Raw genomic sequence first — 23,209 nt, 5'->3', positions numbered from 1 at the left:
GGCAGTGACGTGCGCAACACTAGGGCGAGCGCGACGTGAAGTGGGTTGCTGGTGATGGCCGTCACGCGCCACCAGCCCTCCTCCCTATCCTCCCCCTGAAGGGAGAGGGTTTTCTAGCGAGGGTGTTCGATCAAGCTTGGCGCCAACGCCCCTCTCCCTTCAGGGGGAGAGGTTGGGGAGGGGGGCGCCGAGTGACGGGTCCCGCCGCTACACCCCGATCCTCTCCAGCGCTTCCACTGCAAGCTTCCGTGTCAAATCCGCCGCACCCAGCGGCTGTTGCGGTCTCTTTCCCAGGGCCACCGCCTGCCCCGCCCAGAGCGAGCCGAAATCGCCGGAACCGGCCGCTTCCGCCTTGGCCTTGAGCGGCGTCAGGGCGCCGCCCGCCAGCGGAAATTCCGGGACGTCGCGGCTCAACGGCCCCAACTCGCGCATGGCGCGGTTCATGAGGCCCCGCGCCGGGCGCCCGGTGAAGATGTTGGTGAGCGCCGTCTGCCCGTCCTTGGCACCCGTCAATGCCGCCCGGTGCGGCGCGCTGATGCGCGCTTCCGGCGTGAAGAGATAGGCGGTGCCGATCTGTACGCCGGATGCGCCCAACGCAAAGGCCGCGGCGATCCCGCGCGCATCGGCGATGCCGCCGGCGGCGATCACCGGCACTTTCACGGCATCGACCACCTGCGGCACCAGGGCCATGGTGCCGGATTGCGTCAGCGCCACGTCGAGCGGATCGCCGTTCAGGAACATGCCGCGATGGCCGCCGGCCTCGGCTCCTTGCGCGATGACGGCATCGGCGCCCTGCGCCTCGATCCAGAGCGCCTCGTCGACCGAGGTGGCGGAGGCAATGACTTTGGCGCCCGTTGCCTTGACGCGCGCCAGCAGCGCCTTTTCCGGCAGGCCGAAATGGAAGCTCACCACCGCGGGGCGGAACTCCTCGACCATGCGGCAGAGGCCGTCATCGAAGGGCGTGCGGTTGCTGGTGGGAATGGGGACAGTGGGATCGATGCCGAACTCCCGGTAATAGGGTGCCAGCCGCTGGCGCCAGGCCGTTTCCCGCGCGGCGTCGACTTTCGGTGCCGTGTGGCAGAAGAAATTGAGATTGATCGGCTTATCGGTCTGCTGACGGATGATCTGCCATTCCGCGCGGGCCTGGTCGGCGCTGAAGGTCGCCGTCGGCAGGGAACCGAGACCGCCCGCTTCCGCGACCGCAATCGCCATGTCGGCATAGCACGGCCCCGCCATCGGACCCTGCAGAATGGGGTGCTCGATGCCGAACAATTGGGTGACGCGCTGATCCGGCCAAGTCTTGCCAGCGTCGGGCTTGCTCATGTCACGCCGCCTTCTCCGGTTGCAGGTCGAAGTGAAACACCTTCGCCATGATCTGCCAACGCCCATCGAGCTTCACGAAGGTGAGGAGATCGGTGAAGAATTTGGGGCCGATGGCGCAATTGACGGTGGCGAGCGCGGTGACCGGCCCGGCAAATTGGATCGAGACAATGCGGTCGGCGCGCGGCGCGTTGCTGGCCGCGGGCGCCGGCCTGGCGGCAACGATCGGGAAATAGCTCGCCATCGTGTGATAAGTGAGCGTGCCATCGGTGGCGCAGGCATAGATCGCCTGCGGGTGGAAGACCGCGCCCAGCCGCTTGATGTCGGAGTGATAAAGGCCGTCGAAATAGGTCTCTAAGGCGGCGGCGACTTCCTGAAAGCGCGGATCCATTTTGACAAAACTCCGACAGGGCTGTTGCTGAAAAAGAGAGCTTAGAGGGATATGGTAACCGATGTATACTATGTCACCACCGCGGTCTCATTTTCAGGTAACCGAACGGTAACCGCGCCAACATCGCCCGAGGCCCGCCATGGCTTTGAAACAACGCCGCAGCACTGCCGCACCGGTTCCGGAAAAATGCGCGGTCGGTGAATGCATGGCGCTGCTGGGCGGTGCCTGGACGCCCAATGTCGTGTGGCATCTCTCCGGCGGGCCGCGCCGCTTTGGCGAACTCCGGCGTGATATGCCGCCGATCTCGCCCAAAATGCTGAGTGCGCGCTTGAAGGATCTCGAAGCCAAGGGGGTCGTCACCCGCATCGCGCGCCCGACGTCGCCGCCCTCGGTCGATTATGCGCTGACCGATCTCGGGCGCGAATTGGTGCCGGCGATCGAGGCCATCGTCGCCGTCGGCCACAAACTGAAGGCGCGCGGCCATGCCCTGCGCCCGGCGGCGGAATGATGCGCGCCGCTGTCATCGCTGCCTGCGCGCTGATGCTGGTGTCGTTGCCGGCGCAGGCGCGCATGTATCCGCCGATCTTCAATTCCAAGGAATTCGCCAACCAGGGCATCAAGAAATTCCCCAAATGGGGCGATATGCTCAAACGCTGGAACAACGCAGCACCCTGCGACGACGATGAATGCACGGTCGACGGCTGGGCGGATCTGCTCGACGAATTGAAGGGCAAGGATCGGATGACCCAGATCAAGGAGGTCAACCGCTTCTTCAACGGCGAGCGCTACATCATCGACATGAAGAACTGGGGCATCGAGGATTACTGGGCGACACCCTACCAGTTCCTGAAGATGGACGGCGATTGCGAGGATTACGCCATCGCCAAATTCATGGCGCTGAAGGCGCTGGGCGTGCCCACGGAAGACATGCGCGTGCTGGCCCTGCGCGACCTCAATCTCGATGTCGGCCATGCCGTGCTCATCGTCTATGACGGCGACACGCCCTTGCTGCTCGACAACCAGATCAAGACCGTGGTGCCGGCCAACAGCGTCAAACACTACATGCCGATTTTCTCCTTGAGCGAAACCGGCTGGTGGCTGCACCGGAAGTGAGGGGGGTGAGAGTCGTGCCCCCCACCCAACCCTCCCCCCTAAAGGTGGGAGGGCTTTGGATCGGGGACCGGTCGAACTCCCTCGCGTCAAACTCCTCCCACCTTTAGGGGGGAGGTAGGGAGGGGGGCAGAAGCGACGGGTTTCACCTCACCTCACCGCCGCCACCAACTCCACCAGCCGGTCCACTTCCGCTTCCGTGTTGTAGTAATGCGGGCTCGCGCGCACCAGCATGGGCAGGCGGCGGCGTTCGGCGTCGATGCGGGTGCTGGCGGGGTCCGAGGCGCCGATGATGATGTTGTTTGCGGCCGCCTGTTTCACAATATCGGTCGCCTCCACCTTGTCATGGGTGAAGCTGACAATCGCCGACGGGTTCGGCCCCAGATCGCGGACCGTGACGTGGGGGATCGCCTGCAGGCCATCGCGCAGGCGGGTGCTGAGCAGGCGGCAGCGCCGCTCGATTGTCTCGAGGCCGATCGCCAGCGCATAGTCGACGGCAAGGCCGAGACCCAGCCTCGCTGCATAATTGTTCTCCCAATTCTCGAAGCGGCGCGCATCGGGGCGCAATTCATAGCGATCCCGCGCCACCCATTCGGCGGCAAAGTGATCGAGCATCGGAGGCTCGAACGTCTCCATGAAGGCGCGCCGGATATAGAGGAAGCCCGACCCGCGCGACCCGCGCAGGAACTTGCGTCCCGTCGCCGACAGCATGTCGCAACCCAGGGCCTGCACATCGACCGGCATCTGCCCCACCGCCTGGCAGGCATCGAGCAGATAGGGGATGTTGTGGGTGCGGGTGATGCGCCCGATCGCTGCCGCCGGGTTGGCAAGGCCGCCATTGGTGGGGACCCAGGTGACGGCAATCAACTTTACCCGGTTGTCGATCATCCGCTCCAGCGCCGCGACATCGAGCGCGCCGCTGGCATCGGAGGGCACGACATCGATGACGACGCCACTGCGCTTGGCGATCTGCAGGAACGCCACGTAATTGGCGCCGTATTCGGCTTCCGCCGTGAGGATGCGGTCACCGGCCTTGAAACTTTGCGCCAGGCCATAGAAGGCCATCTGCCAGGCCACCGTCGCGTTCTCGACCAGCGCGATCTCTGCCGGGGCCGCATTGAGGAGGCGCGCCACCGAGGCATAGACGCCGTCGAGCCTTGGCGCTTCGCGCGTTGCCGCGGCATAGCCGCCGATCTCGGCCTCAAGGTCGAGATAATCCTTCATCGCGGCGACGATGGGCGCGGGGGTGAGGGCGGCGCCGGCATTGTGGAGATAGGCGCGACGGGAAGTGGCCGGCGTCTCGGCGCGGATGCGGTCAAGATCGAGCATGTTCTTCCATCCCAGCGGTCGTTTTTCTTGGCATTCTTCATAGCGAGGCCGACCCGCCTTGCATATTCGGATTTTCCGGCACGACCGGTTAACGTCTTGGCAAGCGACCACCCCCGACAATGTCACCGCATTCCGCAGCGGTTCCCCGGGGGAAGGATGCGTGTATACCGTCGACTGGCAATGGCGTTACTCCTTGGCACCGTGGCATCGTTGCCGCTGGCCGAGGGCCGCCTATATCCATCGCTCTTCGGCTCGCAAGAGTTTCAAGGGCCGGACCTCGGCAAGTTTCCGAAATGGGTGTCCATGCTGTCGCGCTGGCGCAAAGGCGCATGTGAAGCGCCCGATTGTGCCGTGGCCGCTTGGGATGCGATAACCGCGTCTCTGCTGGGAAAGGACCGCGCCGCGCAGCTTCGCACGGTCAATGCCGCCTTCAACCAGCGCCGCTATGTCGGCGATGCCAGGAATTGGGGCCGCGACGATTACTGGGAAACACCCTATGAATTCCTCGCCCGCAACGGTGATTGCGAGGATTACGCCATCGCCAAATTCATGGCGCTGAAGGCAGCGGGCGTGCCGTCATCCGAGATGCGCATTGTCGCCGTGCGCAACATGGCCCTCGGTGGCGAGGGCCATGCCGTGCTGGTGGTCTATGACGGCGGCACCGCTTATCTCCTCGACAACCAGATCAAGGATGTGGTGCCGGCGGACCTGGTCACCGCCTACCAGCCGGTCTATTCGATCAACGACCAGGCCTGGTGGCGGCACCGGAACGGGCAGATGCCCGAGATCAAGCCGGCACAAGTGCTCCCGGCGTCGCCTTGAGCCGGTTGGCGTCGCGCAAAGGCGGCGCACCGAAGAGCCGGCTGTATTCGCGGCTGAATTGCGAGGGCGATTCATAGCCGACCTGGTGCCCCGCACTCGCTGCATCCGATCCCTGGATGAGGATGAGTCGCCGCGCTTCCTGCAGGCGCAGCTGCTTCTGGTATTGGAGCGGACTCATCGCCGTCACCTGCTTGAAATGGTGATGCAGTGCCGAGGCGCTCATGCGCGCTTCCGAGGCGAGGAGTTCGATCGAGAACGGCTCGGTGAAATGCTGCTTGATCCAGGCGATGGCGCGGGTCACACGCTGCAGCTTGCTGTCGACCTGGGCGATCTGGCGCAGGCGCGCGGCATCCGGGCCGTTGAGCAGGCGATAGAGAATCTCCCGCTCGGCCAAGGGCCCCAGCACGGCGATGTCGCGGGGCTTGTCCAGCAGGCGCAGCATGCGCATGACGGCATCGAGCAGTTCCGGCGTCACGGTGGCAAGGCTCAGCGATGTGCTCAGCGTCCCACCCGCCCCCTCGCGCTCGATCTCGTCGGTGAGGCCGGTCTCCAGGATCAATTCGCTGATGAGATGCGGATCGAGGTTGAGCTTGAAGCTCAGATAAGGCTTCTCCGGCGTGGCCTCGACCACTTGGCCCACCACCGGCACGTCGACCGAGGCCACCAGATATTGGCTGGCGTCATAGAAATAGATGCTGTCGCCCAGGATCACCTGCTTGCGCCCTTGCGCAATGATGCACAAGGCCGGCTGGTGAACGCCGTGCATCGGCTCGGACGGTTTGCTCAATTTGGCCAGGGCCACCCGGGGCAGGGCGGTCTCCAGCATCCCGTCTCCGCTGGTGTATTGTTCAATCAAGGCGGCGAATTCGGCCTGTCGGTCCATGAATATGGTCCTTTTAGATCTAATAATTTTACAACAAATCAGTAGGTAAGAGCCCGACGGCTCCCTAAACCATATAGGGCGCTCCCTTTGGGGGAGAAGTGACAATTCTCAATCCTGGAGGATTAGGCAAGAACGAAACAGTTCTGGTCTACCGCTTGGGCCCTTGCCGCCCCCATCTTCCCAGCCATAGGGCGACCCGACCCCGGTCCCGTCGACCCTGATCCCCGAAAAGATGGTCCCCACGTGAAGGAGAACAAGATGGCTGGCAAAGAGAATGTGCCCGGTAAGGAAAATGTCCTGGGCAAGGTCGTCCTGATCACGGGGGCCAGCAGCGGCATCGGCGAGGCCACTGCGCGCGCGTTGGGGGCAGAAGGCGCCAAACTGGTGCTGGGTGCCCGCCGCACCGACCGGCTGGAGAAGATTGCAGCGGAGATCAAGACGGCCGGCGGTACGGTGGAATGGCGCAAGCTCGACGTCACCGACCGCGCCGATGTGGCGGCCTTCGTCGATTTTGCCAAGGCCACGTTCGGCCGGGTCGATGTCATCGTCAATAATGCGGGGTTGATGCCGCTCTCGCCCTTCACCGCCCTCAAGGTCGATGAATGGGACCGCATGATCGACGTCAATCTGAAGGGCGTGCTCTATGGCATCGCCGCCGTCTTGCCGCTCATGAAGGCGCAAGGCATGGGGCATATCATCAATATTTCCTCCATGGCGGGCCGCCGGGTGATGGCGACGGCTGGCGTCTATTGCGCCACCAAATTCGGCGTGCATGCGCTGTCCGAGGCGCTGCGCATCGAAAACAATGACATCCGCGTCACCGTCATTTCGCCTGGCGCTACAGAATCGGAACTAGCCGACACCATCACCGATCAGGCTACAAAGGCGGCGATCACCAACCTGCGCAAACAGGCGATGGGGGCCGATGCCGTGGCGCGGGCGATTGCTTTCGCCATCGCCCAGCCGGACGACATCGATGTTGGCGAGATCATGGTGCGACCGACCATCACGACTCACTGACGGCTGGCAGATCGCCGTCACGCAAACTCAAGGAGATGACACATGGCAGTTCATGCCGAGGCTCGCTTCGAGCCGATGCCGACACCGCTCATAGACAACCCGGCCGTCGAGCCGAGCGGTGAATGGATCAGCCTGCGCAACACCGGCGTGCGGCTGTTCCTCACCAGCGACGGTCGCTATGCCAAGCACCAGGGCGTGCGCATGGCGACCCATAGCGGCCGCTACAGCCGCCGCGGCCGCGAAATCCGCTTCGTCGATGAATTCGACTTCATCATGGTGGGCGAAATCAGCAACGACACGCTTAAGATCGGCGAATACGTCTATCGCCGCGGGTGAGGCGAGCGACCCAACCCCCCGTGCCGGGGTTACTTCTCGGCGCGGGGGTGCGTTGCCACGAAATGGTGAAGGACCGCCTCCAGCACGGCGGCATGGCGCTTGTCGCCACGGCGCTTGGCCGCGGCGATGTCATCCAGGATATAGCGGCGAATGCAGCGCTCGCCGGCCTCGTTCTCGCACAGATAATTGGCAAGTTCCGCCGCCGCCATTTCCGGGATGTGCTCATGTTCGGCGATGGCGGCGACGACGCCGCGGCTGGCACCGCACAGGGCCTGGCAATCCTCGAATGTCAGCATGCCAACCTCCATCCCGTGCGGGCCAAGTGCAGCGCCGATTCAGGTCACCGACACCACCTTGAATGGCCGCGTGATGCCGTCATGCTCGGTGATCGAGACATATTCGCCGACGGCAAAGCGATGCTTGTCGAACTTGAACGCCGGCTCGTCATCGTCCTTGCCCGGCGCATAGGAAAACACCCAGCGGTCGGGACCCAGATGACGCAAGATCCCCTGCTGGTACTTTTCGCCCGTCCAGAAGCGCCGCACGGTGCAATCAGCCTTCACCGCCTTGAAGGCTTCCGCGTCGAGATGCCCGTCGGTGGTGAGGGGTGCCGTGAACTCATAGCCGCACCCCGCATCCCCTTCCGGGCGCTCCTTGGTGCGGCCGAGTTCCAGCCGGATAACCTTCAGTGCCGTCATCTCGGTCAGCCGTTGGCCGCGCGCGGTGCGCTGAAGCCCGGTTCCATCGCGGCGACATTCTTGTGATAGACGCTGTAGACGAAGACCGGGATGTCGAGCCCGCCCAGATGCTTCTCGACCAGCAATTTCACATCGCTCCAATCCAGCCCACCGACGCCGGTCGCAAGACGCGGCAGTGCCAGGCTCTGGACCTTCTCCTTCACCACCAGCTTGGCCAGCGCTTTCAAGGCATGGTGCACGTTCTCCAGGGTCGCCTTGCCGGGGCGGTCGCCCGGACGGGCGGCTGGTTCCTGCACCATCAGATTGATGATTTCCGGGCCACCGGCCCCGGCCCAGAACCAGATCGAACCGGCTTCCGGATGGGTCGTCTGGCAGTAATGGCGGAAGTCCTTCACCATCGCCGGCCAGCGTTCGCGCAAGGCCAAGGCGAGGCCGCTGTCGAAATGGTCGCCCGGCGCCACGCCATGGGCCACCACCTGGGCCTTGGAGAGCAGGATATCGCCTTCGACGTCGCGGATCATGATGTTTCGTCCTCAAATACGGTGGCTGAATGGGATGGATCCCGATGAAAGCCTAGACCTGTGACAGGCGCCGTCTTTGATTTAGGTCAAGACCCGCTGCGGTCCGGCGTTTTCGATTTCCAGCACCGGCGATTTGTGATCCGCTTCACCGCAACGACGACGCGCCGGCGGTATGAAGCGCCGGGCGCTGCGGCAGGAGGGAGATGATGATGGGATGGCGGTCTGGCGGCACAAGATGGGGTTATCCCTGGCAGGTATTGGCGTTGCTCGCCGGCTTCTGGCCCGTGCCCGCATCGGCCGACGCGGATTGCGTCGCCGTGCCGGGGATATTGGGCCAGGTTGAAAGCTTCCTCACCCATTCCGCCACGGCCCAGGCCGCAGGCAGCGGCGCGATGCCGATCCGCGAGGTGCTGTTCGGCGTCACCGATATCGATGCCGAAGACAATGGCAAACTCGACGCGCGCCAAGAGGTGCAAATGACGCGGCGCACGGCCAATGGCGGCGACTACAGCAACCAGGGGCCAAAGAAGGTCACAATCGAAGGTATCTTCGCCGGGCGCGAGACGCTGTTCCGCCTGCCCAAGCGCATCGCGGGCAGCTACCGCCTCGATGACACGGGGGCCACACTCACCTATGACCCGGACTTCGCCGTCGATGTCGGCGAACGCATCATCGGCATCCCGCTTTTCATGTCCGTCCACCGCATGACCGTCTCGCGCGAAAAGCTCGCCTTCTATTTCGCCGGCAATGACGGCACCGACCCGGACCGCTGCTATCTGGTCCAGTGAACCATAAAATGGAGAAGATGATGATGAGCGGAAAATTCGCCGCCGGCCTGCTGCTGTGCCTGTGGTCAGGCGCTGCTTGGGCCGAAGACGCAAAACCGGTCACGGTGACGCCGATCCTCGCCACGGAATCGACCGCCAGCGGCCAGCCGATCACCTTCCCATCCGGCCACCTCGCCTTCACCGCCAGCGCTTACGACATCGCCCCGGGCGCCTCCTTGCCCGAACACAAGCACCCATTCCCGCGCTACGCCTATGTCGTCGCCGGCACCATCGCCGTCACCAACACGGTCACAGGCAAGACCACCACCTATAAGGCCGGCGATGTCATCATCGAAGCGGTCGACCAATGGCACAAGGCCGCCAACACCGGCAGCGATGCCATCAAACTCATCGTCTACGACTTCGCCCCGAAGGGCGCACAGAACGTGGTCCGGAAATAGCCACTGTCACATCAGGCGTGTGCCCGTGGTCCAGCGTCTTTGTCAGCGACAATCATAGTGGCGGCCATCGTTGTGATGTGATCTCCTCGACGATAGCTATCGCAGCCAAGAAACCTATGCGTTCCTGACAGCCGAGGACCCCGAACGGCAAAAACAGGTTTAGTTCGTGAAGAATGACGATGTTCCTGATCTGAATTTGACGTTCAACTCTTAGGAATCCGTGGAGATAACATGGACCTGACTGCCGCACTCGTAGCGTTGGTCGAACGAACGGAGCCGGACCCTGGCCCGGAGCCGGGCGCGACAGAACACACCGACGCAGATTTTGCGCAAATGGCGGACGATCTGCTGGCGCAGTTCAATGCCGATGACCTTTGGGTTTTCGCCTACGGATCGCTGATTTGGAACCCGGAGTTCGAGGTCGTGGAGCAGCGCCGCGCTGTCGCAAGAGGATGGCATCGGGCTTTCTGCCTGACCCTGACACGATGGAGGGGCACGCGCGAATTGCCCGCGCTGATGCTGGCGCTCGATCGGGGCGGAACCTGCGTTGGCATCGCCTATCGTCTTCCAGCCGGCGATACCCATGGGCAGGTCGTCCAGTTGTTGCGCCGTGAGATCGACGCCAACCCTCCCACCAATGTCCCGCGGTGGATCAGCGTGGCGACCAGCGATGGGCCGATACGGGCGCTGACGTTCGTGGCGCTGCCGACGGGCAATGCCTATGCCGGACGACGCCCCCTTCCTGAGGTCGCCAACGTACTGTCACGAGCTGCGGGTCATTGGGGATCCGCTGCGCAGTATGTTTTCAATACCGTCAGCAAGCTTGAGGAGCATGGCATCCGTGACCGGAATCTCTGGCAAATTCAGAAGCTGATGGCGGCCGAAATACGCGCCAATCACGCTATGCCCCGAGACGCCAACGTCGACTGATATCCGTCGCTGTAAGAACACGGGGGGCGCCGATCGGGAGGCCCGGCCCACATCGCGACATGGTCACAAAGGGCGAAAAAAGAAAAACGGCCCGCTAAGGGGCCGTTTCTGGCGACGTCTTCGGCCAAACTGGAGCGGGCGAAGGGATTCGAACCCTCGACCCCAACCTTGGCAAGGTTGTGCTCTACCCCTGAGCTACGCCCGCACTCCGTTTGGTCCGCCCGCTTCGGCCTTGGCCTCACGAGCGCGGCGCATCATACGCATCAGCGCCGCATTTGCAAGCGTGCATATTATCTAATCTCGACAAATATTTAAGCTGAAAATGGGGCATCGCCGCAAATCGGGAATCGGCGCTCTTTCGCCGATATCGCGGCCCCGACCGTTGCCGCCGGGTGGCTTCCCCGGCTATACCCGGCGCCGACCGCGTTAACGAGAGAAATGCCCCATGCCAGCCGATTCCGCGACACCCGATATCCAGGCCGCCCAGGCTGATGCCCAGGCCGCAGCCCTGGCCGCTGCCCTGACCGCCCAGGCCAATCTGCCGACCAGCCCCGACCAGTTGCTGGCGCGCCTCGCTGAACTGGGGATCACCACCCAGACCAAGGATCACGCGCCGGTCTTCACGGTCGAGGAAAGCCAGTCTTTGCGGGGCGAACTGCCGGGCGGGCATATCAAGAACCTGTTCCTCCGCAACCGCAAGGAAGACATGTGGCTGGTGACGGTCGAGGAAAGCCGCCGCGTCGATTTGAAGGCGCTGGGCGAGAAGCTCACCGGTGAGACGGGCGGGGCGGCAAAGCTCTCCTTCGGCTCGGCCGACAGGTTGATGACGTATCTGGGTGTCGTCCCCGGTGCCGTCACCCCCTTTGCCGTGATCAATGACAAGAACCGCCGCGTCAAGATGGTCCTCGACAAGCATTTGCTCGATTGCCATCCCGTGAACGCGCATCCCCTGGTGAATTTCAAGACCACGGCGATTGCACCGCAGGATCTCCTCAAATTCCTCGAAGCCGAGGGGCATAAGCCGCAGCTTCTGGATTTTGCCTAAGACCTTCTGCGGGCAGGGGGTTTTTCCGGGAACGCGCCGGACCCCGCGGCTGTTGATTTGATCGCCGGAAAGGCCCATCTATAGGGCCAAATCCGGGTTTTTGGGAGTTCGAGAATATGGACAATCTGATCGGCGCAAGTCTTGCCGGGAATGCCGCCGCCGCGGCCGACCTCGTGAAGGACGGCAGCCAGCAGACGTTCAAGGCCGATGTCATCGATCCCTCGATGCAGGTGCCTGTCATCGTCGATTTCTGGGCGCCCTGGTGCGGCCCCTGCAAGCAGTTGGGGCCGCTCCTCGAAAAGGTCGTCAAGGAAGCCCATGGCGCCGTGCGCATGGTGAAGATCAATGTCGACGAGAACCAGCAGCTCGCCGGCCAGCTGCGCATCCAGTCGATCCCCGCGGTCTTTGCCTTCTTCCAGGGCCGTCCGGTCGACGCCTTCCAGGGCGCACAGCCGGAAGGCCAGTTGAAGCAGTTCGTGGCGCGCCTCACCAAGCTCGGCGGCGAAGCCCCGGCAAACCCCATCGACGAAGCGCTGGAACATGCCGAAGCCGCTATGGAAGCGGGCGATCAGGCGACCGCTGCCGACATCTTCGGCCAGATCATCGAGCACGAACCCGGCAATGTGAAAGCCATCGCCGGCATGGTGCGCTGCCTGGTGGCGCTTGGCGAGTTGGAGCAGGCCGCCGAATTCCTGGGCCAGGCGCCCAAGGACAAGCAGAACGATCCCATCATCGCCGCCGCCAAGGCGCAGCTCGAGGTGGCGCAGAGCGGTCAAAAGGCCGCCGGCCAGTCGGAGGCGCTGAAGGCGCGCGTCGCCGCTGATCCCAAGGACCACGAGGCGCGTATTGAGTTGGCTCAGGCCTTGTTCGCCACCGGCGACAAGGAAGGGGCGATGGACCAGTTGCTGGAAAGCATCCGCATCAACCGCGCGCATAACGAGGAAGCGGCCCGCAAGCAGCTCGTCACCTTCTTCGAGGCGCTGGGCCCGATGGATCCGCTGACCCTGAGTGCCCGGCGCCGGCTTTCCTCGCTGCTCTTCTCGTAAAACAAACGTCGCGAGAGGTTTAAAGATCATGCGCTCAGGCCCCAGCCATCTCGGTCCCTTCGATCCGGGTTTTGCGGAACTCCCCGCCGAACTGCCGATCTTCCCGCTGACCAATGCGCTGCTGCTGCCGGGCGGGCGCTTGCCCTTGAACGTGTTCGAGCCGCGCTATCTCGCCATGGTGCGCGCGGCGCTCGCCACACCCGAACGCCTCATCGGCATGGTGCAGCCGATCGACGCCAATGCCGATCGCAAGCTGCAGGCCGATTTCGTCCCAGCGGTGCATCGCGTGGGCTGCGCCGGCCGCATCGTCTCGTTCGAGGAAACGCCGGATGGGCGCTACCAGCTCATCCTCTCTGGCCTTATCCGCTTTCGCATCCACCAGGAACTGCCGCTCGACCAGCAGGGCTTCCGCCGCGTCGTGCCGGATTTCGATGTCTTCGCCCACGACATGGCCGAGCATGAATTCCAATTGGCCGACCGGCCGCGCTTCCTCGCCGTGCTGCAGGAATATCTGAAGACGCGCCAGGCGCGGCTCGACTGGAAGGGTATCGAGGAAGTGGCCGATGACGAGTTGGTCGTCGCCATGGCGCAGATGTCGCCGCTCGACCCGGAAGAGAAGCAGTCGCTCCTCGAATGCGAAGACCTCGATGCGGTGGTCGAAATGATGACCGCGATGTTCGAGGTGCATGGCGCCACCGCTGCCGGCGGCGAGCATCGCCTGCACTGATCAAGGGGATATGACTTGGGCGACAACGACAATCTCATCGACCCGAAGCTGCTAGAGATTCTGGTCTGCCCGATCAGCAAGACGACGCTGATCTATGACCGGCAGAAACAGGAACTGGTGAGCAAGGCGGCGGGTCTTGCCTTCCCGATCCGCGACGGTATCCCGATCATGCTGGTCGATGAAGCGCGCCCGCTCGAGGTCGAGGAATGAGCGCCGAGACATTCGGCACCGAGCATTGGCCGGTCGAGATCCGCCACAAACAGGCGGAAAAGCTGCTCGAAATCGAATTCGATGACGGCAAGACCTTCCGCTATCCGGCGGAACTCCTGCGTGTCGAAAGTCCGTCGGCCGAAGTGCAGGGTCATGGGCCGAACCAGAAGACCATCGTGCCGGGCCGTCAGCATGTCGGCATCATGAAGATCGAGCCGGTCGGCCATTACGCCATCCGCATCGAATTCGACGACATGCACGATACCGGCATCTATTCGTGGCGCTATCTCTATGATTTGGGACGCGACCAGGATCAGATCTGGCAAGGCTATCTCGATGGCCTCAAGCAACACGGCCTCAGCCGCGATCCGCGTGCAGCGAAAACACCCAAGCCGCATGATCACGGCGGTTGCGGCTCCGGCGGCTGTGGCTGTCATTGATTGTCGCTTAGCTAACCAACCTCTCTCTTCGCTTACCCCCTCTCCCCGACCCTCCCCCACGTAGGGGGGAGGGAGTCCGCCCGTGTCTGCCTCATAGATTGCGCTCATGCTCGCTCCAGTTCCCTCCCCCCTACGTGGGGGAGGGTTAGGGAGAGGGGGCTTCGCGGAACCAACTTGCGCTCGCCGCATTCCTTTCCCCGCAATCATCATGCGGAGAGAAAGATGGCGCGCATTCTGTTGGGGGTGGCGGGGCTCTATTTCATGCTGGGCGCGGCGCTGGCCCTTCATATGGGCCTCATCGCCGATTATCGCTTAGGGGTGGTCTATGCCCATATCGGCGGCCTTGGCTTCTTGGCGCTCGGCCTCGTCGGCGCCATCTATCTCGCCCGCCCCGATCTCGGCAGCGGGATCTTTGCGTGGGCGCATTTCTGGCTGCACATGATCGGCCTGCCCGTGCTGCTCATCGGCCTCACGATGACCCAGCTCGACGCCTTCATGACCGGCCACACCATCGCGATCATCGGCATGGTGCTGTTGCTCGTCGGCGCCGTGGCCTTCACCATCAATGTCGTAACGCGCACGCGGGTGGATGTCAGAGTCTAGCTTCTTTCCCTGCGCTCCCTCGTCATCCCCGGGCGAAGACCCGGGGATCCACCAGCGCGGTTGATGGACTGGATGCCCGGGTCAAGCCCGGGCATGACGTCGAAAGGGCGGTGCAGGCCTCACCCGTGCACGCTGACGCTGTCCTCAGGTGCCTGCGCGCGCTCGGTCATGCCGTAATCGCGTGAGACCGACGCCACCCGCAGCCGGTAATTGGCAAAGAGCCCACCGCGCCCCGCCTCTTGCGCGCGGCGATGGGTGGCGAGGTTGCGCCAGGCCTGCACCGCCTGCTCGTCGCGGAAGAAGGAGAGGGACAGCATCTTCCCCGGATGGGTGATGCTCTGGAATCGTTCGACCGAGATGAAGCCGTCGATCTTCTCCAGTTCCGGCTTCAGTTTGGCGGCGATGTCGAGATAGGCGTCGCGATGTTCAGCGACCGGTTCCACTTCGAAGATGATGGCGATCATGGCTGGCTCCCGGGATTTGGCGGCTGGTGATGCGTTCTCGTGAGGTCTCAGAAGGATGTCTCTTCCGCGCGCCGGTTGAAACGCCTTTCCCCGCGCCATCGTGACATGACCCCTTTTTATGGTGCCAGGCGGGATCGATGCTTCGTCGGGGCGCGAAATATGCCATCTTCGCTGTGACCGCGGTCACTGCCGGGGAGGGCAGGCGCGGGCTAAGACAGAGCTATCCACCGCCAACCGCCAAAGGGGATCGCAAAATGGCGCACCGCTTGCTCAAAATTGCTGCCGTCTATTTCGTCATCGCCGTTTGCATGGGCACCTATATGGGTGCCGCGCAGGATTTGAGCCTCGTGCCTGTCCACGCCCATCTCAACTTGCTGGGCTGGGTCAGCCTGGGGATCATCGGGTGCCTCTATCTCCAGAAGCCAGCGCTTGCCACGACCCGCCTCGCCAAGCTGCATTTCTGGCTGCACAATATCGGCACGCCGCTCATGATGCTGGGCGTCTGGCTGCTGCATAGCGGCGTCAATCCAGAACTGGGCGAACCCTTGGCCGGCATCTTCTCGATCGTCACTGTCATCGGTATCATCGCTTTTGCCGTCAATCTGTGGCGCGGGATCGATCGCGCCTGAAGGGGGAAGTTTCATGATTACTGCCGATCTTTCCGGCAAGGTGGCCTTCGTCACCGGCGGGGCCTCGGGCATCGGCCTTGCCGTGGTGGAACGCCTGGTTGCCAACAAATGCCGGGTGGCGATCAACGATCTGGCCACGTCGCCGCGCCTCAACGCCGAGGTCGAGCGGCTGACAAAAGCCGGTCACGACGTCATCGCCTGTCCCGGCGACGTCTCGCAACAGGCGGATGTCGACGCGGCCGTGGCGCTGGCGGTCAGTCATTTCGGCCGCCTCGATTTTCTCGTCAACAATGCCGGCACGCCGGGGACGTCCGCGCCGATTCCGGTCGACGACTTTGCCCGCATGGACGAGGCCTTCTGGCAGAAGCTGGTCAGCATCAACCAGATCGGCCCCTATCGCTGCCTCAAGGCCGCGGCACCGCATTTGAAGAAGGCCGGCGGCGCCGTCGTCAACGTGGCCTCGACCGCGGGGCTCGGCTATGGCGGCTCCTCCAGCGTCTATGCCTCGACCAAGGCCGCGATCATCCTCCTCACCACCGAATGGTCCTATGCCATGGGCCCGGAGGTGCGCGTCAACGCCATCGCTCCCAATGTGGTCGATGGCTCCGGCTGGGATTGCAAATTCGATCCGGCCCAACTCAAGGACTATGTGGGCAAGCTGCCGCTGCGGCGTGCCGGCAAACCTTCGGAATACGCCGAGGCGATCTTCTATCTGCTGGCCGGCGCCCCCTACATCACCGGCCAGACCATCGTCATGGATGGCGGCGGGGCAAGGTGATGGTGAAGTGAAAAGCCCCTCTCCCCTCGCGGGAGAGGGTTACTTGGTTCAATCCCGCTCGCTGTCATAGGGGTTGTCGGTGCGGCGCATGACGATGCGGATGGGCGTGCCAGGGAGATCGAACACGTCGCGCAAAGACTTCACCAGATAACGGTGGTAGCTGTCGGGCAGGTCATCGGCCTTCGAGGCGAACAACGCGAAGGTCGGCGGCCTGGTCTTGATCTGGGTGATATAGCGGATCTTGATGCGGCGGCCGGCGACGAGGGGCGGCGGATGCATCGCCGTCACTTCCGAAAGCCAGCGGTTGAGCTTGGCGGTCGAGACGCGGCGGTTCCACGTTTCGTAGATGTCGAGCACCGCCTTCATCATCTTGTCGAGGCCGCGCTCGGTCATGGCGCTGACGGTGAGGATCGGCACGCCCTTGATCTGCGGCAGCGACCAGTCGATACGGTCGTTGAGTTTCTTGATCGCGGCGTTCTTGTCCTCGACCGCATCCCATTTGTTGGCGACGATGATGAGGGCGCGGCCTTCCTCGACGATCTGCCTTGCGATGGTGAGGTCCTGCTTCTCCAGCATGTCGTTGGCATCGAGCACGAGCACGACGACATGGGCGTATTGGATGGCGCGCCGCGTATCGGCGCCAGAGAGGCGCTCCAGCTTTTCAGTGACGCGCGAATGGCGCCTGAGGCCCGCCGTGTCGATGAGGCGGATCGCCTGGCCCTGCCAGCTCCAGTCGATGGCGATGGAATCGCGGGTGATGCCGGCCTCGGGGCCGGTCAGCAGCCGATCTTCGCCGAGCAGCGCATTGACCATGGTCGACTTGCCGACATTGGGCCGGCCGACAATGGCAAGCTGCAGGTGCTTAGGGGCAGGCGGCGCCTCGACCACGTCTTCCTCACCCGCATCTTCGTCAAGATCGAGCGAGGTGACTTCCTCGAGATCGGCATCGAGCTGTGCCGCTGACGCTTCGCCCGCCTTCTTGAGCGCGAATGGCTCCAGCGCGTCGTAGAGGTCGCCCAATCCCTCGCCATGCTCGGCCGAGAGCGGCAGCGGCGTGCCGAGGCCCAAGGAGAAGCCTTCCCGCGCCGCATCGAGGCCGGCACGTCCCTCGGCCTTGTTGGCGATGAGGATGACGGGCCGCTTGGCCTTGCGCACGATGCGGGCGAAATGCTCGTCCATCGGGGTGATGCCGGCGCGGGCGTCGAACACCATCAAGGTCACGTCGGCAGCGGCGATGGCGGCATGGGTCTGCTGGCGCATGCGCCCTTCCAGACTATCGTCGATACCTTCTTCGAGGCCGGCCGTGTCGATCACCGTGAAGGTGAGATCGCCCAGATGCGCTTCGCCGTAGCGACGGTCACGCGTCACCCCAGGCGTGTCGTCGACGATGGCGAGACGCTTGCGGATGAGGCGGTTGAAAAGCGTCGACTTCCCCACATTGGGGCGGCCGACGATGGCGACGGTCAAAGACATCGTTGGTTCAAGCCAATTTCTGGCGAGGTGCCACGCGGGCACCCGCTTTCTGTTACTTCAGGGCGATCAGGTCGGCGTCATCCGACAGCATATAGACCATCTCATTGGCCACGATCGGCGGCAGATGCGAGCGGTCGGGAAGTTCCTGCTTGCCGAGCAGCGCCCCGGTATAGGGCGAAATCGACAAAGCGAGGCCGTTGGAACCGGTGACCAGCAGGCGGTCGCCGACCAGCACCGGGCCCGACCAATAAATCGGATCCTCGCGCGTCTCCATGTCCTCGAACGGCGGCAGCGGCGTCAGCCATTTGATCTTGCCGTCATCGCGGGTCAGGCACACGACCTCGCTCTGCGAGGTGACGACGTAGATGTAATCGCCGGCGGCCCAGGGCATTTGCGTGCCGCCCAGATCCTTGTCCCAATAGCGCTCGCCGCGGCGCAGCTCGATGGCCGCCATCACGCCGCCATTGCCGATGGCAAGGACGCGGTCGCGGTCGATGACCGGCTTGCCGCGAATGTCGGTGAGTGCGGCGACGGAGGAGGTGCGGGCCTTGCCGGCCAGGCTGTCGGTCCACAGCGAATGGCCGTTGACCACGTCGAAGGCAAGGAGCTCGCCCGAGGTATAGGCGGCAACGACGACATTGCCGAGGACGGCCGGGGTCGATCCGCCAAGGAGGCCCGCCGCTTCTTCGACGCCCGCATTCGACCACAGCCGGCGCCCGTCATCGACGGCAAAGGCCACCAGCTGGTTGTCGATGGTGGTGGCAAAGACGCGGCCATCGCTCACGGCTGGCGCCGCGCGCATCGGTGCCGGGGCCTTTGCTTCCCAGATGAAATTGCCGGTCTTGGCATCGAGCGCATAGACCTTGGCATAAGGGGTGGTGACGAAGATCTTGCCCTCGGCCACCGCCATGCCGCCGCCAAAGAGGTCGTCGTCCTCATCGTCCGGCGTGAAATCCGCCTGCCACAGGCGCGCACCCGTATTGGCATCGAAGGCGCGCACCAGGGATTCGGCATCGAGCGTGTAGATGATGCCATCGGCCACGACCGGTTCCGCGAGCAGCCGGTTGGCGGAATCGGCTGACGAACCGATATCGGCCGACCACACTTCGGTGAGCACGTCCGAGCTGACCTGCAGATGATACATCGCATGGGCCTGGTTGCCGCCGACCTGCGCCCAATCCTTGTTCACGTAGGGCTTGGGCAGGCGCACGGCCATTTCGGTCAGTGTCGGATCGGCCGCGTTCTCGCTGCTCTGCTGCAGCACCGAGACGCGCTCGCCGGGCAGCGGCACCTTGGTCTTGTCGCAAGCGGCGATCAGCACGCAGGCAGCGGCACAAAGCAGTGCCGCACCACGCCGCGCCGTTGCCAATGTCGTTTGGGTGCGGGTGCCGTGCTGCGCCATCATTTTCTCAAGACTGTCCATTGGCATGACCTGTGGCCGGATTGTTCGCAACTACCCAGCCAGGCGGTCGAGCATGATGGAGACGCGGTTCTGCAGATTGGCGGGGACGCTGGTCGTCCCGGCTTCCGCCGCCTTCTTCAACTCTTCGTCGAGCTTGGTGAAAATTTCCTTGGCCTTCGTCTTGTCGCCGCTGGCATAGGCGGCAAGGCCGGTGATCTCGGCGGCCGACAGGCGATAAGGCTGGCCGTCGCCGGTGAGCGGCGTTGCCAAAGCGAGGGCGGCGTCCGCCTTGCCGAGGTCGAGGGCGACATAGCCACCCATCAAGGCCGCGGCACCTTTGAGCGGCGCTTCCAGTTTCGCGTCACCGGCCATCGCGCTCAGCTGCGCCAGGGCACCTGCCTTGTCGCCGGCCTTGATCGCCTGATGCACCAGGTCGAAGCGGGCGAGGCCCGCAAACGGACCACCTTCATGGATAAGTGTCCCCAGCACGTCGCCGGCGGCCTTCGGATCCTGGTCGGCGCGCTGCAGCGCCTGCAGGTACTCGATCCCGGCCTTTTCCCGCGCGTTGCGGTCATAAATCTGCCAGCCGGTCACACCGGCCGTGCCCAGGATGACCAGCGCCACGGCGCCGTAAACCAGATTCTGGTATTTCGCCCACAAGGCAGCCGCACTGTCTCGGCGCAGATCCTCGTCGACTTCTTCAAAAATATCAGCCACTTATGACCCCTGGAGCCCGTCGGGTAATTTTATGCGGACCCGGCCTTTGGGCGGCCGGACCTTGGATTGCGGGCTAACATACAGGCAAGGCCCGCGCCTTGCCAACCAAGCCTTTGCCGCGGCTTTCCCAGGCCTGGCAGGGTGTTGGAACGGGAATTGCTTGTATCCTGCCCAGCTAGGCCTGGTTGCGAGGATCGACGATGAGGACGCTGTGGATGAGGCGTGGCCGCTTGGCGGCTCTGACGGTGGCGGCCATGGCCCTGGCCGGCTGCAACACGACGACCATTCCTACCTGGATTTCCGGCACGACCGCCTATGCCGCGGTCGAGGGCATCTCGCTCAACCAGACCGGCAAGACGGCGTCCGACCACCTCGCTTCGCTGGCGACCGGCGACGATTGCTCGATCCTCGATTACACCAAGACCGGCAAATACTGCCGGACCGCCGCCGAAATGGCGCAGGAGCAGGCGGAAAAGAACCGCCCCTATCCGGGCTATTGCTACCGCCAGCGGGCCAGCGTCGTCTGCTACAAGACGCCCGATCCCACCGCCACCGACCCGCTCGAGATTTATCCCGAGGCCAAGGGGTATTAAGGGCGCCATCCGACGGGCCCGGGGCTGGCGATCCGCGCTTTACGGATTCATGAAGTTGGGCGACACTTTCCCCAAGGCTTGGGGGCGACCCGAGTCGCCCCATGTGATCATAGGACCGAATGGCGCAGCTCGTTCTTCTTAATGATTACCGCCGCCAGGGCCGCCGGGTCTATTTCAACCGCGACGAACTCAATCTTCTGCTCGGGATCTACAGCCGCAAGGTGGCGCACGCCGTCTGGCGCGACTACGCCATCGACCATCGCTCCAACATGGCGATCTTTTCGGTCTATCGCCGGGCACAGGAGCAGCCGACCTTTGCTGTGACCAAGGTCCTGCTGCGCGGCGATAAGGATGCCAACTACATCCTCCTCGCCGGCAAGCGGCAGCTGAAATCCTCCCGGCGCCTGCCCGAACTCATCGACTTCCTCGACCGGCAGCTGAACTTGGTGGACTAAAGCCCGCATCGTCCGGGTGGGCGCTGATGTCGCGCCGGGCTTCGCGAAGTTCGGCTGAGCACCCGATTATGTGCATGACCACTATATGTTCCGATAGAATCTGCTTTTATCCACAACATTTTGAGTTTTCCCTGTTGCCTCCCCGCATCTTGTAGGGTGAAATAATCCTCACTCAACATCTTGAGCCGGCGCCGCCTTTGTGGCTTATGGCGCCAGCCAAATCGCCAGCAAAGAACCGGTGGGGAGAAGACATCATGGAATGGACCGAACAGCGGATTGAGATGCTGCGCAAGCTCTGGGGCCAGGGCCAGACGGCAAGCCAGATTGCGACCCTTTTGGGCGGCGTCACCCGCAACGCGGTGATCGGCAAGGCACATCGTCTGGGCCTCACCGGCCGCCCCTCGCCGATCAAGCGCGAAGGCACCGAAGCTGCGGCACCGCGCCGCAAACCCGCCGCCCAGCGCCGCCAGCAGCCGGCCGTTGCCGCCATGCCGGCGCCGCGCCATGTGGCGCCACAGGCCAGTGCCGCGCCGGCACCGACCGCCCAGGCCGAACCCCGCTATGCAGCGCCCGCTCCAGATCGCGGCGAAATCCGCGTCGAAGCGCAGGTGGCGGCCCCCAAGGCGCCGAGCGCACCGCGCGTTGCCGCCCAGGCGGGGTCCAAATCCTGCTCCTGGCCGGTGGGTGACCCCAAGCAGCCGGGCTTCCATTTCTGCGGCGATGCCGCCGAAGCGGGCCGGCCCTATTGCGCCCATCACTGCGGCATCGCCTATCACCGCAAATCCGAAGCGGCGTAAACGAAGACCCAAGCCATCAGGGGACGGCAGCCGGCAACAGGCGCCGATCCGGTGGGGGCCAACCTGGGGCGGTTCGCAAGGCGGACCGCCCCTTTTGCTGTCTCAAGTTCGGTCCCAATCGCGCGGACCGCGTTTCCCAGGCTCACGTGGCCGGCAGGATGAAGCCGCCGTTCTTGATCAGGCGCGGATTGTCGGGTTCCAGTTCCAGCGCCTTGGTCAGCCAGTCGCGCGCCAAGTCGGGCTGCCGATTGTAATAGGCGCAGATGCTGCCGATGTCGTAGGGGCCGATGCCCCAGGCCTTGGCATCGCGCGTATGGTCGGTCGGCACGACGGTGATGGCCAGTGCGCGCGTTACCGCCCAGATGCCGCCGGTCCAGTCCTGCTCGTCCAGGCAGAATTTGGCCAGGTCATGCCAGGGTTCGCGCGCGTCCGGCATTTCTGCGCAGGCCTGCAAGTAAGCGCTCCTCGCCTCGCTCTTGCGCCCCAGCGATTTCTGGCAACGGCCGATGAAGCGCAGCGATGCCGATCGCTCGGCCTTCCAGGTGGCGCGCGGCAGGCCAAGATGCCGCCGCAACTCCACGATCGCTGCCTCATATTCATGCCGGAACATCAACTCGCGGCCATAGTAATGCGCCAGCCGGTCGTCATCGGGGGCCTCGGCCGTGGCCGAAGCCAGCATCGGCAGATATTGCGCGCGCGATTTCGCGTCATCGGGCAGATGCCGGATGCGCAGCCGGTCGCAAAGGACCGTCTTCTCCACCGTCCCGGGTGCCGCGGACAGCAATTCATGGATCGGATATTTCCACTGATAGCCGAAGCGCTGGTGAATGCGGCTGGAATAGAAATAGCGCCGCGCCACGCCATCGGCGCCGATATCGATCTCCAGCGGATTGCGCAGTCGCGTCGTTCCCGGTGCCCAGGCGTCGAGCAGCGCCTCGCGCCAGCCCGGCTGCAGCACCTCATCCATGTCGACCGAAATGCAGATGTCGATATCCGTCGGCAGCAAGGCCAGGGCGGCATTGCGCGCATGGTCGAAACGCCAGGGCTTGATGGCGATGCTGCTGACGGCGACACCGGCGGCGATCAGTTTCTCGACCGTGTCATCGCTCGAACCGGTATCGGCCACCAGGCGATAATCCGCCGGTGCCGCGGCCGCGGCCCAGCGTTCGACGAATTGTGACTCGTTGAGGGCGATGGTGTAGACGGCGATCTTCATGGCGCACAATCTATCCAGCACGCGCG

Annotated in this window: 31 protein-coding genes and 1 tRNA gene; 19 read left to right on the top strand and 13 right to left on the bottom strand. The window is 63.8% G+C overall.

Going from position 1 to position 23,209, the window contains the following annotated elements; genetic code table 11:
- Positions 1-207: 207 nt before the first annotated feature.
- Both SMD31_RS06905 and SMD31_RS06900 read right to left on the bottom strand, forming a co-directional pair.
- Entirely contained in the window at positions 208-1,323 is a 1,116-nt protein-coding gene (locus SMD31_RS06905; protein ID WP_320500074.1) for an NAD(P)H-dependent flavin oxidoreductase, read from the bottom strand.
- A gap of 1 nt (position 1,324) precedes the next feature.
- Positions 1,325-1,711: a nuclear transport factor 2 family protein gene (locus tag SMD31_RS06900; protein WP_320500073.1), complete on the bottom strand. Its 387-nt coding sequence runs from the start codon at positions 1,709-1,711 to the stop codon at positions 1,325-1,327.
- Between the two features lie 139 nt (positions 1,712-1,850).
- Between SMD31_RS06900 and SMD31_RS06895 the strand changes: the two genes are divergently transcribed.
- Both SMD31_RS06895 and SMD31_RS06890 read left to right on the top strand, forming a co-directional pair.
- Positions 1,851-2,219: a winged helix-turn-helix transcriptional regulator gene (locus tag SMD31_RS06895; RefSeq protein ID WP_320500072.1), complete on the top strand. Its 369-nt coding sequence runs from the start codon at positions 1,851-1,853 to the stop codon at positions 2,217-2,219.
- Complete coding sequence (locus SMD31_RS06890; protein ID WP_320500071.1) at positions 2,216-2,824, top strand: transglutaminase-like cysteine peptidase; 609 nt, start codon at positions 2,216-2,218, stop codon at positions 2,822-2,824. Before SMD31_RS06895 ends, SMD31_RS06890 begins: the two co-directional genes overlap by 4 nt.
- Before the next feature lie 147 nt (positions 2,825-2,971).
- Here SMD31_RS06890 and SMD31_RS06885 read toward each other — a convergent pair whose 3' ends face one another.
- Positions 2,972-4,150, bottom strand: a complete 1,179-nt coding sequence (locus SMD31_RS06885) for an aminotransferase class V-fold PLP-dependent enzyme (RefSeq protein ID WP_320500070.1) — start codon at positions 4,148-4,150, stop codon at positions 2,972-2,974.
- Positions 4,151-4,330: 180 nt separating this feature from the next.
- On the opposite strand from SMD31_RS06885, the gene SMD31_RS06880 reads away from it, so the two are divergent.
- A complete protein-coding gene (locus SMD31_RS06880; protein ID WP_320500069.1) occupies positions 4,331-4,972 on the top strand; it encodes a transglutaminase-like cysteine peptidase in 642 nt (213 codons plus the stop codon).
- Here the strand turns inward: SMD31_RS06880 and SMD31_RS06875 are convergent.
- On the bottom strand, positions 4,938-5,855 hold the full coding sequence (locus tag SMD31_RS06875) for an AraC family transcriptional regulator (protein WP_320500068.1): 918 nt from the start codon (positions 5,853-5,855) through the stop codon (positions 4,938-4,940). The two genes, SMD31_RS06880 and SMD31_RS06875, sit on opposite strands and share 35 nt — an antisense overlap.
- Positions 5,856-6,113: 258 nt before the next feature.
- Between SMD31_RS06875 and SMD31_RS06870 the strand changes: the two genes are divergently transcribed.
- Together SMD31_RS06870 and SMD31_RS06865 are read left to right on the top strand one after the other, a co-directional pair.
- Positions 6,114-6,875, top strand: coding sequence for an SDR family oxidoreductase (locus SMD31_RS06870; protein WP_320500067.1), 762 nt, complete (start codon positions 6,114-6,116; stop codon positions 6,873-6,875).
- 42 nt (positions 6,876-6,917) lie between these two features.
- On the top strand, positions 6,918-7,211 hold the full coding sequence (locus SMD31_RS06865; protein WP_320500066.1) for an Atu4866 domain-containing protein: 294 nt from the start codon (positions 6,918-6,920) through the stop codon (positions 7,209-7,211).
- 29 nt (positions 7,212-7,240) lie between these two features.
- Here SMD31_RS06865 and SMD31_RS06860 read toward each other — a convergent pair whose 3' ends face one another.
- Genes SMD31_RS06860 through SMD31_RS06850 form a run of 3 tightly spaced genes read right to left on the bottom strand, consistent with a single transcriptional unit; the run spans position 7,241 to position 8,430 of the window.
- Positions 7,241-7,507: a hypothetical protein gene (locus SMD31_RS06860; protein ID WP_320500065.1), complete on the bottom strand. Its 267-nt coding sequence runs from the start codon at positions 7,505-7,507 to the stop codon at positions 7,241-7,243.
- A 39-nt stretch (positions 7,508-7,546) separates the two neighbouring features.
- Positions 7,547-7,909 carry a hypothetical protein gene (locus tag SMD31_RS06855; protein WP_320500064.1) on the bottom strand — a complete coding sequence of 121 codons (363 nt, stop codon included), beginning with the start codon at positions 7,907-7,909 and terminating at the stop codon, positions 7,547-7,549.
- A gap of 5 nt (positions 7,910-7,914) precedes the next feature.
- Positions 7,915-8,430 carry a macro domain-containing protein gene (locus SMD31_RS06850; RefSeq protein WP_320500063.1) on the bottom strand — a complete coding sequence of 172 codons (516 nt, stop codon included), beginning with the start codon at positions 8,428-8,430 and terminating at the stop codon, positions 7,915-7,917.
- 203 nt (positions 8,431-8,633) lie between these two features.
- Between SMD31_RS06850 and SMD31_RS06845 the strand changes: the two genes are divergently transcribed.
- The 3 genes from SMD31_RS06845 to SMD31_RS06835 all read left to right on the top strand — a co-directional run bounded on the left by SMD31_RS06845 (position 8,634) and on the right by SMD31_RS06835 (position 10,588).
- Positions 8,634-9,218: a hypothetical protein gene (locus SMD31_RS06845; RefSeq protein ID WP_320500062.1), complete on the top strand. Its 585-nt coding sequence runs from the start codon at positions 8,634-8,636 to the stop codon at positions 9,216-9,218.
- A gap of 8 nt (positions 9,219-9,226) precedes the next feature.
- The gene (locus tag SMD31_RS06840) at positions 9,227-9,658 is read left to right on the top strand and encodes a cupin domain-containing protein (protein ID WP_320500061.1); all 432 of its coding nucleotides are present in this window, start codon (positions 9,227-9,229) and stop codon (positions 9,656-9,658) included.
- 231 nt (positions 9,659-9,889) lie between these two features.
- Positions 9,890-10,588 (top strand): gamma-glutamylcyclotransferase, encoded by a 699-nt coding sequence (locus SMD31_RS06835; protein WP_320500060.1) that lies wholly within the window; start codon positions 9,890-9,892, stop codon positions 10,586-10,588.
- A 130-nt stretch (positions 10,589-10,718) separates the two neighbouring features.
- Here the strand turns inward: SMD31_RS06835 and SMD31_RS06830 are convergent.
- Positions 10,719-10,793 (bottom strand) — tRNA-Gly (locus SMD31_RS06830).
- Between the two features lie 240 nt (positions 10,794-11,033).
- On the opposite strand from SMD31_RS06830, the gene SMD31_RS06825 reads away from it, so the two are divergent.
- The 6 genes from SMD31_RS06825 (at position 11,034) to SMD31_RS06800 (ending at position 14,659) form a co-directional block, all read left to right on the top strand.
- Positions 11,034-11,633 (top strand): prolyl-tRNA synthetase associated domain-containing protein, encoded by a 600-nt coding sequence (locus tag SMD31_RS06825; protein WP_320500059.1) that lies wholly within the window; start codon positions 11,034-11,036, stop codon positions 11,631-11,633.
- Positions 11,634-11,749: 116 nt separating this feature from the next.
- Positions 11,750-12,679, top strand: coding sequence for a thioredoxin (gene trxA, locus SMD31_RS06820; RefSeq protein WP_320500058.1), 930 nt, complete (start codon positions 11,750-11,752; stop codon positions 12,677-12,679).
- A 28-nt stretch (positions 12,680-12,707) separates the two neighbouring features.
- On the top strand, positions 12,708-13,406 hold the full coding sequence (locus tag SMD31_RS06815) for an LON peptidase substrate-binding domain-containing protein (protein WP_320500057.1): 699 nt from the start codon (positions 12,708-12,710) through the stop codon (positions 13,404-13,406).
- 15 nt (positions 13,407-13,421) lie between these two features.
- Positions 13,422-13,616: a Trm112 family protein gene (locus tag SMD31_RS06810; RefSeq protein ID WP_320500056.1), complete on the top strand. Its 195-nt coding sequence runs from the start codon at positions 13,422-13,424 to the stop codon at positions 13,614-13,616.
- Positions 13,613-14,056: a DUF971 domain-containing protein gene (locus tag SMD31_RS06805; protein ID WP_320500055.1), complete on the top strand. Its 444-nt coding sequence runs from the start codon at positions 13,613-13,615 to the stop codon at positions 14,054-14,056. The genes SMD31_RS06810 and SMD31_RS06805 overlap by 4 nt, the downstream gene beginning before the upstream one ends.
- 222 nt (positions 14,057-14,278) lie before the next feature.
- On the top strand, positions 14,279-14,659 hold the full coding sequence (locus SMD31_RS06800; protein ID WP_320500054.1) for a hypothetical protein: 381 nt from the start codon (positions 14,279-14,281) through the stop codon (positions 14,657-14,659).
- Between the two features lie 119 nt (positions 14,660-14,778).
- On the opposite strand, the gene SMD31_RS06795 is transcribed toward SMD31_RS06800, so the two are convergent.
- Complete coding sequence (locus SMD31_RS06795; RefSeq protein WP_320500053.1) at positions 14,779-15,123, bottom strand: antibiotic biosynthesis monooxygenase family protein; 345 nt, start codon at positions 15,121-15,123, stop codon at positions 14,779-14,781.
- A gap of 254 nt (positions 15,124-15,377) precedes the next feature.
- On the opposite strand from SMD31_RS06795, the gene SMD31_RS06790 reads away from it, so the two are divergent.
- Together SMD31_RS06790 and SMD31_RS06785 are read left to right on the top strand one after the other, a co-directional pair.
- Positions 15,378-15,752, top strand: a complete 375-nt coding sequence (locus SMD31_RS06790) for a cytochrome-c oxidase (RefSeq protein ID WP_320500052.1) — start codon at positions 15,378-15,380, stop codon at positions 15,750-15,752.
- A gap of 13 nt (positions 15,753-15,765) precedes the next feature.
- On the top strand, positions 15,766-16,530 hold the full coding sequence (locus SMD31_RS06785) for an SDR family NAD(P)-dependent oxidoreductase (RefSeq protein ID WP_320500051.1): 765 nt from the start codon (positions 15,766-15,768) through the stop codon (positions 16,528-16,530).
- Between the two features lie 48 nt (positions 16,531-16,578).
- On the opposite strand, the gene der is transcribed toward SMD31_RS06785, so the two are convergent.
- From der to SMD31_RS06770, 3 genes are read right to left on the bottom strand one after another with little or no spacing between them, the layout of a single operon-like run.
- Complete coding sequence (gene der / locus SMD31_RS06780; RefSeq protein WP_320500050.1) at positions 16,579-18,003, bottom strand: ribosome biogenesis GTPase Der; 1,425 nt, start codon at positions 18,001-18,003, stop codon at positions 16,579-16,581.
- 52 nt (positions 18,004-18,055) lie between these two features.
- Positions 18,056-19,426, bottom strand: coding sequence for a PQQ-like beta-propeller repeat protein (locus SMD31_RS06775; protein ID WP_320500049.1), 1,371 nt, complete (start codon positions 19,424-19,426; stop codon positions 18,056-18,058).
- A 30-nt stretch (positions 19,427-19,456) separates the two neighbouring features.
- Complete coding sequence (locus tag SMD31_RS06770; protein ID WP_320500048.1) at positions 19,457-20,122, bottom strand: tetratricopeptide repeat protein; 666 nt, start codon at positions 20,120-20,122, stop codon at positions 19,457-19,459.
- Positions 20,123-20,337: 215 nt separating this feature from the next.
- Here SMD31_RS06770 and SMD31_RS06765 point away from each other — a divergent pair, with 215 nt between their 5' ends.
- From SMD31_RS06765 to SMD31_RS06755, 3 genes are all read left to right on the top strand, one after another.
- Positions 20,338-20,715: a hypothetical protein gene (locus SMD31_RS06765; protein ID WP_320500047.1), complete on the top strand. Its 378-nt coding sequence runs from the start codon at positions 20,338-20,340 to the stop codon at positions 20,713-20,715.
- 119 nt (positions 20,716-20,834) lie between these two features.
- Entirely contained in the window at positions 20,835-21,170 is a 336-nt protein-coding gene (locus SMD31_RS06760; RefSeq protein WP_320500046.1) for a DUF2794 domain-containing protein, read from the top strand.
- A 254-nt stretch (positions 21,171-21,424) separates the two neighbouring features.
- The gene (locus SMD31_RS06755; protein ID WP_320500045.1) at positions 21,425-21,967 is read left to right on the top strand and encodes a GcrA family cell cycle regulator; all 543 of its coding nucleotides are present in this window, start codon (positions 21,425-21,427) and stop codon (positions 21,965-21,967) included.
- 142 nt (positions 21,968-22,109) lie between these two features.
- Here the strand turns inward: SMD31_RS06755 and SMD31_RS06750 are convergent, their stop codons facing one another.
- Positions 22,110-23,183: a tetratricopeptide repeat-containing glycosyltransferase gene (locus SMD31_RS06750; RefSeq protein WP_320500044.1), complete on the bottom strand. Its 1,074-nt coding sequence runs from the start codon at positions 23,181-23,183 to the stop codon at positions 22,110-22,112.
- Positions 23,184-23,209: the final 26 nt, after the last annotated feature.

Source organism: Dongia rigui, assembly GCF_034044635.1.
In the GTDB taxonomy this organism is placed as follows: domain Bacteria; phylum Pseudomonadota; class Alphaproteobacteria; order Dongiales; family Dongiaceae; genus Dongia; species Dongia rigui.
Note: the sequence above shows the minus strand (reverse complement) of the source record. Positions and strands in the feature narration are given on the sequence as shown.